At 48.4% G+C, this 16,458-nt stretch carries 14 protein-coding genes, 1 tRNA gene and 1 pseudogene; 13 read left to right on the top strand and 3 right to left on the bottom strand.

The genetic code is table 11. From position 1 onward, the window contains the following. Positions 1-9: 9 nt before the first annotated feature. Positions 10-516, bottom strand: a complete 507-nt coding sequence (locus tag OVA03_RS12760; protein ID WP_267525178.1) for an antirestriction protein ArdA — start codon at positions 514-516, stop codon at positions 10-12. A 363-nt stretch (positions 517-879) separates the two neighbouring features. Here OVA03_RS12760 and OVA03_RS12755 point away from each other — a divergent pair, with 363 nt between their 5' ends. From OVA03_RS12755 to OVA03_RS17060, 11 genes and pseudogenes are all read left to right on the top strand, one after another. Continuing rightward, a complete protein-coding gene (locus OVA03_RS12755; RefSeq protein WP_267525176.1) occupies positions 880-3,051 on the top strand; it encodes a type I restriction-modification system subunit M in 2,172 nt (723 codons plus the stop codon). Then, positions 3,048-4,385 carry a restriction endonuclease subunit S gene (locus tag OVA03_RS12750; protein ID WP_267525175.1) on the top strand — a complete coding sequence of 446 codons (1,338 nt, stop codon included), beginning with the start codon at positions 3,048-3,050 and terminating at the stop codon, positions 4,383-4,385. Before OVA03_RS12755 ends, OVA03_RS12750 begins: the two co-directional genes overlap by 4 nt. Further along, a complete protein-coding gene (locus tag OVA03_RS12745) occupies positions 4,385-4,993 on the top strand; it encodes a hypothetical protein (RefSeq protein ID WP_267525173.1) in 609 nt (202 codons plus the stop codon). Before OVA03_RS12750 ends, OVA03_RS12745 begins: the two co-directional genes overlap by 1 nt. Positions 4,994-5,004: 11 nt before the next feature. Then, entirely contained in the window at positions 5,005-8,052 is a 3,048-nt protein-coding gene (locus OVA03_RS12740) for a type I restriction endonuclease subunit R (RefSeq protein WP_267525171.1), read from the top strand. Positions 8,053-8,774: 722 nt separating this feature from the next. Next, positions 8,775-9,539: a hypothetical protein gene (locus OVA03_RS12735; RefSeq protein ID WP_267525169.1), complete on the top strand. Its 765-nt coding sequence runs from the start codon at positions 8,775-8,777 to the stop codon at positions 9,537-9,539. Beyond that, entirely contained in the window at positions 9,536-11,059 is a 1,524-nt protein-coding gene (locus OVA03_RS12730; RefSeq protein WP_267525168.1) for a type IV secretory system conjugative DNA transfer family protein, read from the top strand. Before OVA03_RS12735 ends, OVA03_RS12730 begins: the two co-directional genes overlap by 4 nt. A 68-nt stretch (positions 11,060-11,127) precedes the next feature. Beyond that, positions 11,128-11,451 carry a hypothetical protein gene (locus OVA03_RS12725; RefSeq protein ID WP_267525166.1) on the top strand — a complete coding sequence of 108 codons (324 nt, stop codon included), beginning with the start codon at positions 11,128-11,130 and terminating at the stop codon, positions 11,449-11,451. 145 nt (positions 11,452-11,596) lie between these two features. Beyond that, the gene (locus OVA03_RS12720) at positions 11,597-12,673 is read left to right on the top strand and encodes a hypothetical protein (protein ID WP_267525164.1); all 1,077 of its coding nucleotides are present in this window, start codon (positions 11,597-11,599) and stop codon (positions 12,671-12,673) included. A gap of 140 nt (positions 12,674-12,813) precedes the next feature. Next, positions 12,814-13,329 carry a hypothetical protein gene (locus OVA03_RS12715; protein ID WP_267525161.1) on the top strand — a complete coding sequence of 172 codons (516 nt, stop codon included), beginning with the start codon at positions 12,814-12,816 and terminating at the stop codon, positions 13,327-13,329. A gap of 193 nt (positions 13,330-13,522) precedes the next feature. Further along, complete coding sequence (locus tag OVA03_RS12710; RefSeq protein ID WP_267525159.1) at positions 13,523-13,936, top strand: hypothetical protein; 414 nt, start codon at positions 13,523-13,525, stop codon at positions 13,934-13,936. After that, positions 13,914-14,939 (top strand): annotated as a pseudogene (locus OVA03_RS17060) (recombinase family protein); the annotation flags it as partial. The gene OVA03_RS12710 and the pseudogene OVA03_RS17060, both read left to right, overlap by 23 nt. Positions 14,940-14,966: 27 nt before the next feature. Here OVA03_RS17060 and OVA03_RS12705 read toward each other — a convergent pair. Further along, complete coding sequence (locus tag OVA03_RS12705; protein WP_267525158.1) at positions 14,967-15,227, bottom strand: hypothetical protein; 261 nt, start codon at positions 15,225-15,227, stop codon at positions 14,967-14,969. A gap of 205 nt (positions 15,228-15,432) precedes the next feature. After that, a tRNA-Arg gene (locus OVA03_RS12700) sits at positions 15,433-15,509 on the bottom strand. A gap of 191 nt (positions 15,510-15,700) precedes the next feature. Here OVA03_RS12700 and OVA03_RS12695 point away from each other — a divergent pair. Next, positions 15,701-15,910, top strand: a complete 210-nt coding sequence (locus OVA03_RS12695; protein WP_267525157.1) for a zinc-finger domain-containing protein — start codon at positions 15,701-15,703, stop codon at positions 15,908-15,910. 5 nt (positions 15,911-15,915) lie between these two features. Beyond that, the gene (locus OVA03_RS12690; RefSeq protein ID WP_267525155.1) at positions 15,916-16,383 is read left to right on the top strand and encodes a VOC family protein; all 468 of its coding nucleotides are present in this window, start codon (positions 15,916-15,918) and stop codon (positions 16,381-16,383) included. Positions 16,384-16,458 lie beyond the last annotated feature (75 nt).

Raw genomic sequence — 16,458 nt, 5'->3', positions numbered from 1 at the left:
CTTGCGGTGTTAATCGCAGCGATAGATATAGTTTTTTCCGTTCACGCTCGCTTCTGAATAATCGGCGCAAAGGTCGCGGGCGATAGCGTCATAATCTAAATAATATTCAAGGCTTTTGGGGATTTCGCCAAACACGCCATCATTCACAAACTCTTCTGCGAGTTCGCGCATGGTCATGTCTTCGTAAAAATCCATCAAAAAATCACACTTGGGGTCATGGGCTTCAAGGTCAAATTGCATCCCTTCGCGCAGGTGCAAAATCACGCGCACCTTGTCGTCTTCGTCCCATTCATCCACCGCCTGAAAATATCCTGCAAGATTGCATTGGTTCACGCTGAGGGCTTCAAATAGTTCGCAGTCGATGCCGTCGCCTTCGATGAATTGAATTTCAAATTCTTCAACGGGTTGCCCGTAGTCGTTGCGTGCCTTGCTGGCTTTATCGTTAAATTCGGCTTCGGATTCAAAATAAAATCCATAGGCTGATAGGTCATAGGGTTGTGCATGTAGTTGGGTCATTTGCTCTGTCCACTTCTTTATGGGCTAGGGTTTCGTTCTGAAACCTTGCCTCGTGGCGAACGTGGGGGTAGCAACCACACAGGGCGGCATAAGACCGAGGGGTATCACCCGTTCTGCACGCAGCCCGCCTATCTTCGGGCGTAGGAAGAATGGGGATACGGTCTTAGCCGTTCATCGAAGACCCTTGTGGGCGCTGGGGGCAAAGCCCCGAAGACCTCCCTTTCATGAATATGTAATTCAATCCTAAACCTAAACAGCGGATAACTCGCCGTATGAGGGATTGCAGTATAAAAACCCCTTTGCCTTGTTCCCCAATCTGGCTAAGTTCAAACCTAGAAATTTTAATGATTCAGGACATTTACAGTGGCGAACAAACACGAAGACCTCGTTGGATTTATTTGGAATATTGCAAACAAGCTACGAGGTCCGTATCGCCCGCCGCAATATCGGCGGGTCATGTTGCCGATGACCGTATTGCGCCGAATGGACTCGGTGCTTGCACCAACCAAGGATAAGGTTCTTGAGCAATTTGAGAAGCTGAAGGCGCAGGGGCATAGCGACGATGCAATTGCTACAATTTTGAGTAAGAAGACTGACCCTAAACGAGAACAAGCGCTTTATAACACCAGCAAATATGATTTCCAAAAACTGCTGGGCGACCCCGATAACATCGCTCGCAACCTTATTACCTACATCAATAGCTTTTCGCCGAAGGCAAAAGAGATTTTCGACAAGTTCAAATTTGAACAAGAAATCGAAAAGCTCGACAACGCCAATCGCCTCTATCTGATTATCAAAGAATTCGCTGACATCGACCTTCACCCTGATACGGTCGATAACATGGCGATGGGTTATGTGTTTGAACAGCTTGTGCGCAAGTTCAATGAACAGGCAAATGAAGAAGCGGGAGACCACTTTACCCCGCGCGAAATCATCCGCCTCATGGCGCACCTCGTTTATACGTTTGATGAGGATGTTTACAAAGCAGGTATCGCCCGCACGATTTATGACCCGACCTGCGGCACAGGCGGCATGCTGTCCGTCTCGGAAGAATATATCAAAGACCACAATAAGAAGGCTGAACTTCACCTTTACGGGCAGGAATATAACGAAGAATCCTATGCCATTTGTTGCGCGGATTTGCTGATTAAGGATGAGCCTGTCGATAACATCATTTTCGGCGACACGCTGGGCGACGGCAAATCAGGCGATGGGCACGCCGAGAAAAAATTTCACTACATGTTAGCAAATCCGCCCTTTGGCGTGGAATGGAAAACACAGCAATCCGTTGTTGAAAAAGAGCACACGACGCTTGGTGAAAATGGTCGTTTCGGCGCAGGTCTGCCGCGTATCAATGACGGGTCATTGCTGTTTTTGATGCACATGATTTCCAAAATGCACGCTGCCCCCGAACGCGGCGGCGAAGGCTCTAAAATAGCCATCGTCTTTAACGGCTCGCCCCTCTTCACGGGCGATGCTGGGTCTGGCGAAAGCAATATCCGCCGATGGATAATTGAAAATGACTGGCTTGATGCCGTAGTCGCCCTGCCTGACCAGATGTTTTATAACACAGGCATTTTCACCTATATCTGGCTGGTATCAAACCGCAAACGCCCTGAGCGCAAAGGCAAGGTTCAACTAATTGATGCCACAAAACATTTTCAAAAAATGCGCAAAAGCCTTGGCAATAAACGCAATGAATTATCCGACGACCATATCAATGAAATCACCCGCCTTTATGCTGAATTCGGTGATGATGCAGTATCCAAATTCCAGAGCAATAATGAGCCTAAAGAAGCGATTGCTTCAAAGGTTTTCAGAAACCAAGATTTTGGTTATCTGAAAATCACAGTCGAACGCCCACTTCAGCTTAATTTCCAAGCGTCACCTGAACGCATTGAGCGCTTACACACTGAGACTGCGTTCAAAAATTTGGCGACCAGCCAAAAACGCAAAGACGAAAAAGCGATAAAGGCAGAACAAGCCGAAGGTGAACGCAGACAGGCAGAAATTTTAGCCCTTCTGAACACACTTGATGCCGCAAAGCTTTATAAAAACCGAGACCAGTTTGAAAATGCGCTCAATGCTGCCTTCAAAAAAGCGGGCGCGGATAAACTCGAACCTCCATTGAGAAAAGCGATTTTGAACGCGCTGTCTGAACGCGATGACACCGCCGATGTATGCAAGGATGCCAAAGGCAGACCTGAATCCGATAGCGAATTGCGCGACACGGAATTAGTGCCACTACCCGACAATATCGCGCTACCCCTGCCGATTGGGTATGACAGTAAGGCGGACAACACAAAGTTGCTAACATTGGTCAAAGACCATTGTGAAGACTATTTGAAGCGTGAAGTTTTACCGCACGTGAAGGACGCGTGGTTAGACCATACCAAAACGAAGGTCGGGTATGAAATCCCACTCAACCGCCATTTCTATGTCTATCAAGCGCCGCGCCCGTTGGACGTTATAGCAGGCGATATAAAGTCGCTTGAGTCCGAAATCATTACCCTGTTGGCAAAGGTTACGGCATGAAATACCCCGCCTATGACCGATACAAAGATAGCGGCGTGCCTTGGCTTGGGGATATTCCTGAGGGGTGGGGTGTCAAACGTCTAAAATATTTGGCGTCATTCAATGACGAAACGTTAGGCGATACGACTGAACCAGACATGGTTATTAACTATGTTGATATTTCCAGCGTAGATTTGATAAGCGGCATAAAACATGTTGAAGAGCTAATTTTTGAAAAATCACCTTCAAGAGCGCGTCGAATAGTCAAGGACGGCGACACCATTATTTCGACTGTTCGAACTTATCTTAAAGCAATAGCCCCCATAAGAGACCCAATTGAAAATCTAATTGTGTCAACGGGTTTTGCTGTCATCCGCCCTCGTGACAATTTAAATCCTGATTTTCTAGGTTACTGCCTGCAAAGCGAAGGCTTCCTCGGCGAAGTTGTCGCCTATTCAAATGGGGTAAGCTACCCAGCTATAAACCCAACTGATTTGGTTGGATTACCAATTACTGCACCACCCCAAACCGAACAAAAAGCTATTGCTGCATTTTTGGATGAAAAGACGACTGAGATTGACGCGCTGATTGCCAAGAAAGAGGACTTGCTGAAAGCCTTGGCGGAAAAGCGCACAGCCCTCATCACCCATGCTGTCACCAAGGGGCTAAACCCCGGCGCCCAAATGAAAGAGTCTGGCATTGACTGGCTCGGTCAAATCCCCGCGCATTGGGAGGTGAAGCCAATATCTACTGCGGTCATGAAGCTTGAAAGTGGCGTTAGCGTAAATGCCATGGACGTTTCAAAAGAGGATGGTCAACAGGGCGTATTAAAGACAAGTGCTGTTTTTAGTGGCGTCTTCAATGCCTATGAAAACAAAACAGTATACGATGAATCTGAGAAGGAAAGGCTAACTTGTCCTGTTCGCATGGGAGAACTTATTATAAGCCGTATGAATACTCCAGAACTTGTCGGAGCCGTTGGGCTTGTGGATGAAAATTACACTGATTTATTTCTTCCAGACCGCTTATGGCAAACAATTTTCTGGCGCAATGCAACTGCAAGTGCTCCATTTTTATACTATTTTCTTAATAGCAAACTATTTCGCGCAATTATCGCTTCCATCGCTACAGGCACAAGTGGCAGTATGCAGAATATTACTCAGGGCGACCTCATGAAAATGAGAATAGGAATGCCACCTATCGATGAACAAGGAAAAATTGTATCCTATTTGAGAACTGAGCTTAAAACAACTTCAGATGCTGAAATGTTAGTAGGCGCTGCTATTTCATCACTAAAAGAATACCGCGCATCTTTAATAACCAATGCCGTAACTGGCAAAATAAAGGTGGTGTGATGCCGATAAATGCAGACGGTTACATCCACCTATTAAGAAACCACCTCAAACTAGAGAAGTATGGCAAAACCTGTCTGGCTGCCGAAGCAAGAAGTTTGCAGCCCAATCAAATTTCTTTGTCTGAGGCACTAGAAGATAGAACTGGACGAAGAAAAATAGTTCTTCAGTTTGATGGCGATATTTTAGCGGTCAAATTGGATGCAGACTCTAACCCACTATATAATTTTCTTTTAGACGAGCGCCATCCTTGGTCAAAGCGGTGTGATTTCATAATTTTTCAAAGCATAAACAATCAAGTCAAAGCCTATTGTATTGAATTCAAGGAAGCAAGAACACGCATTCCACTTGATAATATTATGCTACAACTCAAAGCGGCTGAAGCGTGGGTTTGTACGTTGAACAAATTGATTTCATCATACCTCGGCGAAACGCACGCCATCCAATTATCTAAGTTCGTGTTTACGGCGTGCGAAAACCCCGCCCCTGATTTAGATATATCGGGGCGGTATCTCGCTCGGTATCCATCCATACGACACTATCTTTTTGATGACGTAGACGGTGTAAACTTATCAAGCTTAGAAAATGCCACAGTAAATACAATTAATTAGGGGGGAAGCGCATGAACAAACATACCGAAGCCAGATTTGAAGATGCAATTGAACACCACCTGTTGAATGCGGGCGGATACGCCAAGGGCGATGCGAAAGGGTATGATGCCGAAGCCGCCCTTTTCCCCGCCGATGTCATAGCGTTTATCGAGTCAACTCAAGCCAAAAATTATGAAGCGGTCAAAGCCTTCTATGGCGCCAAGGCGCAAGGCTCGCTCATTGACGCGCTGTGCAAGGAACTGTCTGCCAAGGGGGCGTTGCATGTCCTGCGGCATGGGTTCAAGTTTTTCGGCAAGACGTTCAAGCTGGCGTACTTCGCACCCAATAGCGGGATGAACAAAGGCGCATGGGACGATTACGGCAAAAACCGCCTGACCATCACGCGCCAAGTGCATTTCAGCCCCAAAGACCCTAGCCTATCGCTTGATATGGTTCTGGCGATAAATGGTCTACCCATTGTCACGTTGGAACTGAAGAATCCGATGACGGGTCAAACGGTTGAACATGCCAAAAGGCAATATCAATACGACCGCGACCCGCGTGAGCCGATTTTCAGATTCAAAGAACGCGCCCTTGTTCATTTCGCCGTTGACCCTGACACGGCGTACATGACGACAAAACTGGACGGCAAAAACACCTATTTCTTGCCGTTCAATCGGGGCAATAATCACAGCGCTGGCAATCCGCCTGTCGTTGGCAACTATCGCACAGCCTATTTGTGGGAAGAGGTTTTATCCCGCGATAGCCTGATGGATATTTTCAAACGGTTTTTGCATTTGCAGGTCGAGGTCAAGAAGATCCCGACAGACAAGGGCATTAAGACCGTCACCAAAGAGACGATGATTTTCCCGCGCTATCACCAGTTAGACGTTGTGCGCAAACTGATTGCCAACACCAAAGCCAAGGGGTCTGGGCATAATTACCTTATCCAGCATTCGGCAGGTTCGGGGAAATCAAATTCTATCGCGTGGCTTACACACCGCCTATCAAGTCTTCATGACGATGCGGATAATAAGATTTTTGATACGGTCATCGTTATCACTGACCGCCGCGTCCTAGACCAGCAGTTACAAGACACCATCTATCAGTTCGAGCACAAGCAAGGCGTGGTCGAAAAGATTGATGAGAATACGCAACAGCTTGCCAAGGCATTGGCAACGGGCGTGCCAATTATCATTTCAACGGTTCAGAAATTCCCCTTCATTGCCCAAGCCTTAGACACCTTAGACAAAAAAGGTGAAGGCATAAAAATCAACACGGCAAACAAGCGCTTCGCGGTCATCGTCGATGAAGCCCATAGCTCGCAGAGCGGCGAAACCGCAATGGAATTGCGTAAGGTTTTGAATAAGGACGGCATTGCGTCGGTTATCGCCGAACAGATGATGGATGACTTGGAAGAGGAAAATCTATCACCTGAAGCGCGTGAAGCCCTACTACGGGAAATGCTAAAACGTCCGCGCCAGCCAAACATCAGCTTCTTTGCGTTTACGGCGACCCCTAAATTTAAAACGCTGGCGGTCTTCAATGAGCCAAGCGAAGACGGGCACGCCCCTTTCCACCATTACAGTATGCGCCAAGCTATCGAAGAAGGTTTCATCAAAGATGTGCTAGCGAACTACACGACCTTCAAGACCTTCTATGGCTTGATAAAATCGGCAGAAGACGACCCCGAAGTGCCGAAGAAAAAAGCCGTGCGCGAGATGACAAAGTTTATGAGCTTGCATCCCTATAATGTCGCGCAAAAGGTCGAACTGATTACCGAGCATTTTAGGAACTTCACGCGCCACAAAATTGGCGGTCGCGCCAAGGCTATGGTCGTGACGGAATCGCGCCTTCACGCTGTCCGCTATAAGCTGACGTTTGATAGCTACATCAAAGAAAAAGGCTATACGGACATCAAAACGCTTGTGGCGTTTTCAGGCACGGTAAATGACCCTGCCGTGGCAGGTAGCCAATTCACCGAAGTCGGTATGAACAATGGCGTCAAAGAAACGGCATTGCCTGAGACTTTCGGGCGAGACGAATATAAGCTGCTTCTGGTGGCGGAAAAATATCAGACGGGATTTGACCAGCCTCTTCTTCATTCGATGTATGTCGATAAGAAATTGTCGGGCATTCAAGCCGTGCAAACTCTGTCACGGCTTAACCGAACCACAGCGGGTAAAGACGACACGTTTGTCTTAGACTTCAAGAATAACTTTGCCGATATCTACGCGGCATTTAAGCCCTATTACGAAGTCACCCCTATGGGTGACATGTCCGACCCGCAACAGCTTTACCAGCTCCAGCACAAGATTGAAGAATGGAAGGTCTTTTCCGATGAAGAGGTCGACGCATTCTGTGAGGTTTGGTTCAAAAACCGAAAGGAGCCTAGCGTCACTGACCACAGACAGTTGAACGCCATCTTGGATGGCGCGGTTGAAGCATTCAAGCTTTTGGGAGATGCCGACAAAGAACTTTTCAAAGGACAGCTCATCAGCTTCCGCAACCTGTATATGTTCTTGTCGCAAATCATTCCGTATCAGGATTCAAGCCTCGAAAAACTTTATACCTATTTGAGATTTTTGATTGCGAAATTGCCAAGGCGGTCTGAGGGCGCAACCTATCAGCTCGATGACGATGTGGCCTTGCAATATTACCGCCTACAAAAAATCAGCGAAGGGTCAATTGACCTGAATGAAGGCGAAGCTGACCCGCTCAAAGGACCGACTGACGTTGGGACTGCGGAAGCGAAAGATGAAATGGTTCAGCTCTCGCTTCTGGTTGACCGATTGAATGAACGGTTCGGAACTGACTTCACTAAGGCAGACGAACTGTTCTTCGACCAAGTCGCAGAAGCCGCGATGTTGAATGAGCGGCTTCAAGATGCGGCAAAGGTCAACAGCTTGGAAAACTTCAACCTCGTATTTGAAAAAATGCTCGAAGGGCTTTTCATCGAAAGGATGGAAGGCAATGAAGAGATTTTCGCAAAGGTCATGAATGACCCGACATTCCGCAACATGGCGGCAGGGCATTTGGTGAAACAGGTATACGATAAAATCAGAACGGCTGACCAATAGGGATTTCAGGGCTACGCTCTGACGGCTTCCAGTGGTCTCTCTGAAAGAGGCAGGGTTGTTGGGGCGGCACGCCTTAACTCGGTGGGGTCAAGGGGAGCGGCGAAACGCTCATCATTGTCGTGGTTCAGGACGCGAAAGTCATGACGGCATCAAAACGGCGCACGGTTTGTCGAGGGTATCCAAAGGGGCTATGAAATGCCCCTTGGTCACGGGTGCAGGGAGAACGAAGTCTTCCGCTCATGGGGGTGTCGGGGGAGAATGAAATCTCCGCCTGACGAGTGGTTAATCGGCGATACGATTTTCTGGTGCGAGCATCGACCCGTGACCCTAAGCTGTCATATCCGCGTATGCGATGATGAGGCTGGGAGGGAATGGGAAAGATGGGAGCGCCAGTGCGAGAGGTTCCCCACAGGAGAGCGCAGCGTCTCCTTGGGCAAGTTGTGTTTGCGAAAAGAAGCCCAGCGAATTGTAGTCAAGCACACAACTTGCGAGAGCCAGATTTTAGTCTTTTGGAGGGTTTTGAAAGTGATGCGCTGTTTGGATGACGGCTTCTCTATGCCTTCACCACACGCGAGATAGATTTTGTTTAGGCAGATTCTTGGTTCACGTCGATGCAGATTTGTTCGGCTGATTTTGCTTGCTTGCCACATCTTTCCCCCACTCCATTTTTGCAGAAATGTTTTGAGTGCCACTGAATTTTTCAAACTCAGGAGGCTATCAGAATGGAACACCATTACCAAAACAATGACGATAACGGGCATCAATTCGACGCTATTGAATATGTGCCCGCACCACGGCGCAAACGTCGTAACGCGCCATATCCCGCGCATAAAGGCTTAGGCTTATCACCCTCAATGCTGGCTATGGGCTGCATGTTGTTGGGTGCGGGCGTGATGTGGGGTTTGGAAATGTACGCGCCTGACCAGTTTAAGCCGTCCACATTTTCAGGCGCAAATCAATCCCGTGTTGAAGCGGCTGTCGAGGCGGCAATTGCTCAGCAGAAAGCCGAACTCGATACCTATGTCAAAAAGGTCGAGTTGGTCTCTCAACAAAACGCAGAGCAATACAAAACGCGGTTGATGGCGACGACGCAATTCTACGACGCTGCCTACCTTCGTGCCCGCGTCTATGCCGAAGCCACCACGCGCATACAGCAGCAGTATATAACGGTGAGACTGCAAACGAAGCAACAATTGCTCGCGCCTGATATTGCCGTCGCCAACCTGTCGCGGTTCTGGGGCTACGGCAAAAATTATCTTGCCGCTGGTTCGGGTGATGCCGCCATGCGGTATTCGGAAGACCTCGGCAATTACGTTTTGGATGAGCTGACCAAAACGGCAATGAGCGGCACGACGCTGAAGGTTGAAGGCTGGGATGACTCCTTGCCGCCGCCTTATGAGGTTCAAGCTTATTTGATGGATATTGAGCCTATCCCATATCCCGCGCCACCAGAATTTTGGACGCATGAAAAACGGAATGCCAAATGAGGCGTGGCGGCAATTTTTTGTCGATGATGCAGGGCACGTTTGCCCTGCATCAAAATTTATCAGGCATGTTTCAATCGGACGCGGCGCAACGGCGTGCCGATGACCTTGCTCAATACATGGAAGACGCCGTGCCGTCTGGTCGCTTGGGCGATGGACGGCTCGCTAACCGAGATGACCTTTTGAAGGCGGGCTTGCTCGGCGATAAAGGTCTCATTATCGGCGGCTTCGGAAATGAACTCATCCGCTATAACGGCGATAGCCCCCTTGTGACGTTTTTAAAGACGGGCGGTGGGAAAGGGCGTGACTATATTCTGCCCACGCTCGGTTTGGTTGACGATAGAAGCATCGTTATCTTCGACCCCAAGAATGGCGAAAATTATTACGCGACGCATGAGCACCGCGAAAAGACCCTTCGAATCCCAAGCATCGTCATTGACCCATACCATGTGCGCGGCACGACCAGCATCGGCATTAACATGCTCGATATTCTGCCGCGCATTATCCAGTCGGGCGGAGAAATTCAGAATGAGCCTGAGTTAATCTCGCTCATCCTCATCCCGCGCAATTACAAATCGAGAGATGGCGCATGGGCGGATGATGGCGGTCGGCGCTTGCTCTCTGTTTGGATGGAAGGGCTTGCCCATTTTGACGTCGAGAATTGCAATCTCGGCGGTCTATGGATGAAGGCAAATTGTTCCGAAGCTGAGATGGCGCTCAATCTGACCATGTTAGAGACGTGCGGCATTGAAGGATTGGCGCGGCGTGCCGCCGCCCTCAAGGCTGAATTTGAAACCGTACCCAAACAATTTTACGCCTATATCAGTTCTTGTCAGACGGCGCTGTCCAGCTTTGAAAAAGGCAAGACGTTAGACCGTGCATCACGGCAAACGGATTTTGATTTTCGTCGCTTGAAACATGAGCCGCATACAGTGTGGTTCATCCTGCCAAGCGACAAAATCGACGTGTCTGCGCCGTTCATCAGCCTGTGCCTGAATTACATTATCGAGACCATCGCCAATGAAACAGGCAAAATCACCACCACTCTACTTTTAGATGAAATGCCGCAATTGCCGCCTATCCCTGCGCTGCTCAAGGCGCTACGGCTTTATCGCGGGTGCGGCGTACAGCCTTGGATGTTCGCGCAGAGCAAATATTCATTCGACGGAAAATATAGTGAAAGCGAGGTACGCGAGTTTATCGAGCAAAGCGCCGTCGTGACATACAAGCATGTCGCGCAGCCTGAAATCATCCGCGACCTGACATTGCTGTCTGGCAATATGACGATTTTCTCGCATGGGAATAATCACTCAGGAGGCAAATTAGAGGTCGCATCTGCCAGCATGAGCGAAACCAAGCGCCCTGTTTTGCAAGCGGAACAAATTCTCGCGCTTGGGGAAAAGCAAATCCTCAAAGTGTCTGGTCTGGCGCATTTGGTGATTGCGGACACCACGCCGTTTTATAAAATTCGTCCGCTTGATTCCGCGTTGAAAGATACGCGAAAACTTCATCGCGGCGGGTAAGACTTCCCCCCAAGTCGAAGGTCTAAATAAGGTGAGATGGCTTTTTCAAATCTTGAAAGGGCAATGCAATGAACATCACGACTACACCAGCAACGCCGCTGCGCGTCCATGAAGCGGAATGGTACATTGTCGAGGAATACCGTTACGGCAAGTTCACCCTACACTTCACACCCGAAGGCGTGTCTCTTTTGAGTGGTTGGGGTGAACATTGCAATCCGCTGAATCATCCTGAAAACCTCATCATAATCGGATTGATGGACATGCTGAATGAAGGGCTATGGATGGCAATGCAGACAATATCAAAGCCGACATACGGGAGTGACGTGAACTCTGATTATGAGGAGCACGGGCGACGTTCGCCATTTGAACCCGATGATGAGATTCCGTTTTAGAAAATTGCCCTCAAAAAAGTATATAACTTTGGTGGGGAGCACACCGCTTCCCACATTTTATGCTATATCTTTGATTACTATGCCATCCTTGACGTCGTTATCTCGTTGAAATGGAAGCTCTAATTTAAACACTGGCACAAAAAAAATGAGTGAGAAACCGCTATTCTATAAGACAAAAGGGAAAGAAAACTCTCCCGCTGACTTCGATGCCAAAGAGTTGGTGAGCAGCATTTTAGACGACAATGTATTTCAAGATTCAAACTCAAACAAAAGCACAGCAACGCCTGAATTAACCAAAGATGCCGAGAAATTTCAGGATTTAATATCAGCCTTCAATTATAAAAGGGTAATAGAATTAGAATCGATAATATATAAATACAATAATTCAAAAATTAAGAATGACGATTTCGAAATCCTGAATAGAATAAAGATTGTTGAAAATCAAATTCAACAAATCAAGATGTATGAGTTGAATGTCGGCGGAAAATATAGCCGCCTTTTGCTGAAAAATGGCTTAAGTGGCGCGGGAAGTGTCGGCTTTCTAAGCGAATTCAAAGCCGATAAATACAATAAGTATAAGATTTTAAATGACATAAACGCTGTTACCGACGGTTTATTCTCTAAGTATTTATTGCCTTTAATCGTCAATAAGTTTAAAATATATCTTGTGGACGCAAGAGATAGGCTAATTAGTTATTTGAGTACAAGCTTTAAGAAATCATCATCACCATCTGATATGGCTGATGATATATTCTCTATACTTGGAATTTCTCAATTATTAGACAACTCAGAATCTCCCGAAGGTGTAGCTGGAATTAAAGCGAGCGAATTCAACGCTTCTAGCGCACCGAAAGCCCCGCAAAATCCGCTAGGTCTAACGCTGCCTGAAAAAGCGCCTGTTTTGTATTCTGAGCGCGAGAAAGACCCTGTATTGGGGCGTAAGCACACCGCCATAGAATTTTACGACCTGCATTGGCGGAAATACGCCGATGCAGGTGTTCTGTTTCAGGATGACCTGCGAAAGCTCGACCCGTCATACATAGACGGGATTTTCAATTTCAGCACGCGACACAACGTAAAAAACCCTGACGCCAAAATTGCCCCTACGGATTTTCTCCCCCCGCCAAAGAGCAAAAAGACCGAGCTAATTGCTGAGACTGGCGATGACCGTGATGCAATAAAGGCACAGATTGCCATGCTGTATCGAAAATTAGAACGATAAAAAAGTATTTGCTGCATTTACGGTTTACATTGAATTAACCCTGTTATATTGACGTATCAAGCGGGCAAAAAGTCCTGCGGATACGTCGCTCTTTCCATTTTAATCAGTGCTTCCCGAAAGGGATTTTTTGGAGACTTGCCATGCGCGAGACTGTCGGACTGTGCCTGAAATTTCACTGCGAGCATCGCTTTTGCAAATGCTCGCCACTGACGCGCCTCAAGGAAGAAATGGTTGCTGAGGCGGCGAACGACAACTTCCCGATGCCGACCGTCATTCTCGAAGACGGTAAAATTATTTTGGCGCTGCCGTATCAGAAGCGACTTCAAACGTCGCTTATTGCCCTTGATAGCGGGCGGCGGGGCGTCCCGACTTGGATTGCAGATGCATTTAATGATTTTGATGCAGTGGGCGGACAAATCCTCTACCCCGACCCGAAAAATGGCGGGCGGCTTGTTCCACTCGAAATCGAGGATGACGGGATAGACAAAGCCTTTGGCTCTATCAAAGATGACCACGGCTCTTTTCGATACATAAGTGACTGGCGCGGTCGTGACCTGAAGCAACGCGGGCAAACACGGATGCTGCTACGGTTTCAACTTTTGGCGGCGGCGTTCAAAATCGCGTATCCGTGCATTGCGCAGCACTTCGCAAGATAGTATCAAATTCAGACAACATACTGATAAATTTGCATTTTAAATTATAATTATGTTATCCTTATATAAGGAGCTTCTGTTTTTGCGGAAGCTCCCTTTGTTTTGGAACGGAAGAGCCTGTCCCGCCATTGAAAAATGGCTTTGACCGCCACCGTTCAAACAAAAAACCAATAAAAACTGAGGATTGTTATCGAACTTGCCCCCGCACGAGGACAAGCATGACGGCATAAATTTGCCCGTAACCTGTAAGGTCAACACCCCCGCCGCTCTTGACGGCGCGGGCGCGTTGACCGCCACTTTTCAGGGGGTAAATACAATGACCTTGGACGTGTCGTTATACATGCCGTTACTAGACGGCTATGATATGAGCGAAAGTGAAAAGACCGAACTGCTCACTATTGTCGATGACATTATGCGGCAGTTTGTTGAATTGGCGTTTGATGTTCATCCAACTCAATTAGCAATCGAAGCGTTCGAGAAAAAATATCCTCACGAAGATATTTGCCACGAGACTCTTGAACCTGTGCGTTCACTTGAGATAACGTCAAAGAAAACAAAAAGGTACGAAAGAAAAACGAGAACTGAGCATGAGCCAGAAAGAAACATTTAAAGCGGTCATATATTGCCGCGTGTCCAGCACACGCCAATCTACCAAGGGTGACGGACTGAACTCGCAAGAGACTCGCTGCCGTGAGTATGCCCGCTATAAGGGATATGATGTAGTCAAGACTTTTCATGACAGCATGACTGGCTCGGTTGCATCGCGCCCCCAAATGAACGCCATGCTCAAATATATCAAGTCATTCAAAAATAAAGAAAAGCATGTCGTCATTGTTGATGACATTTCCCGTTTGGCACGCGGACTTTCTGCGCACTTGAAATTGCGTACCGATATTGCGGCTGCTGGTGGGATATTAGAAAGCCCCTCTATCGAGTTCGGCGAAGACTCGGATAGCAAGCTTATCGAGAATTTGCTCGCTTCGGTAGCCCAGCACCATACTCAGAAGAATGGTGAGACAACGCGCAATCGTATGCGGGCTAGAGCTATTCAAGGCTTCTGGCCACTAGCAAAGGCTGTTGGGTATAAATATACCAATGGCGATGGTGGCGGGCGTGTCTTAGTGCCTGACGAACCTCTTTTCAGTATTGTTCAAGAAGCCTTAGAAGGCTTTGCCAATGGCGTTCTAAATTCACGGTGCGAAGTGCAGCGCTATCTTCAAGCGCAGCCTCAGTTCCCAAAGGACAAAAAAGGGAACGTCACCAACGAACGGGCTTTTCAAATTCTGACGCAGCCATTGTACTGCGGCTATCTTGAGTCAACGAAGTTAGATGTGAGCCTGCGTCCCGCCCGTCATAAGGCGATGATTAGCTATGAGACCTACTGCAAAATTCAGAAAAAGTTAAACTGCTCTTCGCGGACACCAAACCGCATGGACGTGTCAGCCGATTTCCCGCTCAGAGGTTTCGTGTCTTGCGCCGACTGCGGGCATCCATACACGGCGAATTGGACAAAGGGGTCTCACTCGAAGTTCCCCTATTATATCTGTCGTGGGCAAAAGACCTGCCCAAGCTACGGCAAGTCCATCCGCAAGGAAAAGATGGAGGCTGAATTTGAGACCCTTCTCAAAACTATCCACCCTTCAAACAATCTGGCTGAAATCGCAGCCAAGATGTTCCGCACCCATTGGGAGCGTTTGACGGCGACCAAGGATGAGCAGCGCAAGGCACTGGCGGCGCAAATCGTTCAGATTGATAAGAAGATAAGCCAGACGTTGGAGCGGATTATCGATTCTGAAAACAAAACCGTCATTGCGGCTTTGGAAAAGCACGTCACTGACCACGAGAAAGAGAAGCTTTTGCTGAACGAGAAGTTGGCAAAATGCGGCAAGCCCATTCGACACTCTGACGAAATTTTTCGAACGGCGCTTGAGTTCATCGTAAGCCCTTGGAAACTATGGGCTTCCCCTCGGTTAGAGGAGAAGAGAATAGTCCCAAGACTGGTATTTTCGGGCAAGCTTGCATACAAGCTAAAGGAAGGCTTTCGAACGACGGATTTATCCTTACCGTTCAAAGCTTTAGAGGGTTTTTTAAGCCCTCAAATGGAAATGGCGCACCCGACAGGATTCGAACCTGTGACCTTTGCCTTCGGAGGGCAACACTCTATCCAGCTGAGCTACGGGTGCGCACGATCAGGGCAGCCCTTTTGGGCCTGCGCGGGCGGAACCTATGCTAAACCCGCGCCCCGCTCAACTTAAAATTTGGCTCACCCACACGATTTCCGCGCCCCACATACAAACGCCAAATTGACGAAGGTGAGGCAATTGCTTTAATGGCATTCATCAAAGCCCCCACCCGCCTCAAGGTATTTTAAGACATGAGCACGACCCAGCCCCCCGAAGTCATCTATGTGGATAGCCACAAGGTCGGATGTAATGGCGGTGGCGGCGCGCTGGGCCATCCGATGGTCTACCTGGAACTGGGCCAGGACGGCGAAGTCGAGTGCGGCTATTGCGACCGCAAATTCGTTCATAAGGATCATGCGCATGAATATGCCGATCCGTCGCCCCGCCCTGAAAATCACTGACCCCGATGAGATACCTGCACACCATGGTGCGCGTCAAAGATCTTGACGCGTCGCTGGCGTTTTACGGCAAGGGCCTTGGGCTTTACGAAGTCCGTCGCCATGAAAGCACGCAAGGCCGCTTCACGCTGGTTTTTCTGGCGGCACCGGCAGACTCCGCCACCGCTGAGGTTAATGGCGGGGAACGCGCCGCGCCTCATGTCGAACTGACCTACAACTGGCCGGATGAAAACGGTCAGGCTGAGGATTACACCGGCGGGCGTAATTTCGGCCATTTGGCCTATGAGGTCGATGATATCTATGCGACCTGCCAGCACCTGATGGATATGGGCGTGATCATCAACCGCCCGCCGCGCGATGGTAATATGGCCTTTGTGCGCTCACCCGATAACATCAGCATAGAACTGCTGCAAAAGGGCCCGCCCAAAGCCCCGGCTGAACCGTGGGCCTCCATGCCGAACACAGGAAGTTGGTAGCGCGCGCTAATCCTGACTTGATCTGACATTATATAGGTTTAGGTATAGCCGACTATATTTCGTATCGAGGGCAGG

The sequence above is a fragment of the Asticcacaulis sp. SL142 genome (genome assembly GCF_026625745.1).
Lineage (GTDB): Bacteria > Pseudomonadota > Alphaproteobacteria > Caulobacterales > Caulobacteraceae > Asticcacaulis.
The sequence above is the reverse complement of the archived record's forward strand: the minus strand, read 5'-3'. Positions and strand labels throughout refer to the sequence as shown.

Coding starts and splice junctions, on each gene's coding strand:
- OVA03_RS12720 (WP_267525164.1), top strand. CDS start 11,597: ATGAGTGAGAAACCGCTATTCTATAAGACAAAAGGGAAAGAAAACTCT.
- OVA03_RS12695 (WP_267525157.1), top strand. CDS start 15,701: ATGAGCACGACCCAGCCCCCCGAAGTCATCTATGTGGATAGCCACAAG.
- OVA03_RS12690 (WP_267525155.1), top strand. CDS start 15,916: ATGAGATACCTGCACACCATGGTGCGCGTCAAAGATCTTGACGCGTCG.
- OVA03_RS12750 (WP_267525175.1), top strand. CDS start 3,048: ATGAAATACCCCGCCTATGACCGATACAAAGATAGCGGCGTGCCTTGG.
- OVA03_RS12730 (WP_267525168.1), top strand. CDS start 9,536: ATGAGGCGTGGCGGCAATTTTTTGTCGATGATGCAGGGCACGTTTGCC.
- OVA03_RS12740 (WP_267525171.1), top strand. CDS start 5,005: ATGAACAAACATACCGAAGCCAGATTTGAAGATGCAATTGAACACCAC.
- OVA03_RS12725 (WP_267525166.1), top strand. CDS start 11,128: ATGAACATCACGACTACACCAGCAACGCCGCTGCGCGTCCATGAAGCG.
- OVA03_RS12760 (WP_267525178.1), bottom strand. CDS start 516: ATGACCCAACTACATGCACAACCCTATGACCTATCAGCCTATGGATTT.
- OVA03_RS12735 (WP_267525169.1), top strand. CDS start 8,775: ATGGAACACCATTACCAAAACAATGACGATAACGGGCATCAATTCGAC.
- OVA03_RS12715 (WP_267525161.1), top strand. CDS start 12,814: ATGCGCGAGACTGTCGGACTGTGCCTGAAATTTCACTGCGAGCATCGC.
- OVA03_RS12745 (WP_267525173.1), top strand. CDS start 4,385: ATGCCGATAAATGCAGACGGTTACATCCACCTATTAAGAAACCACCTC.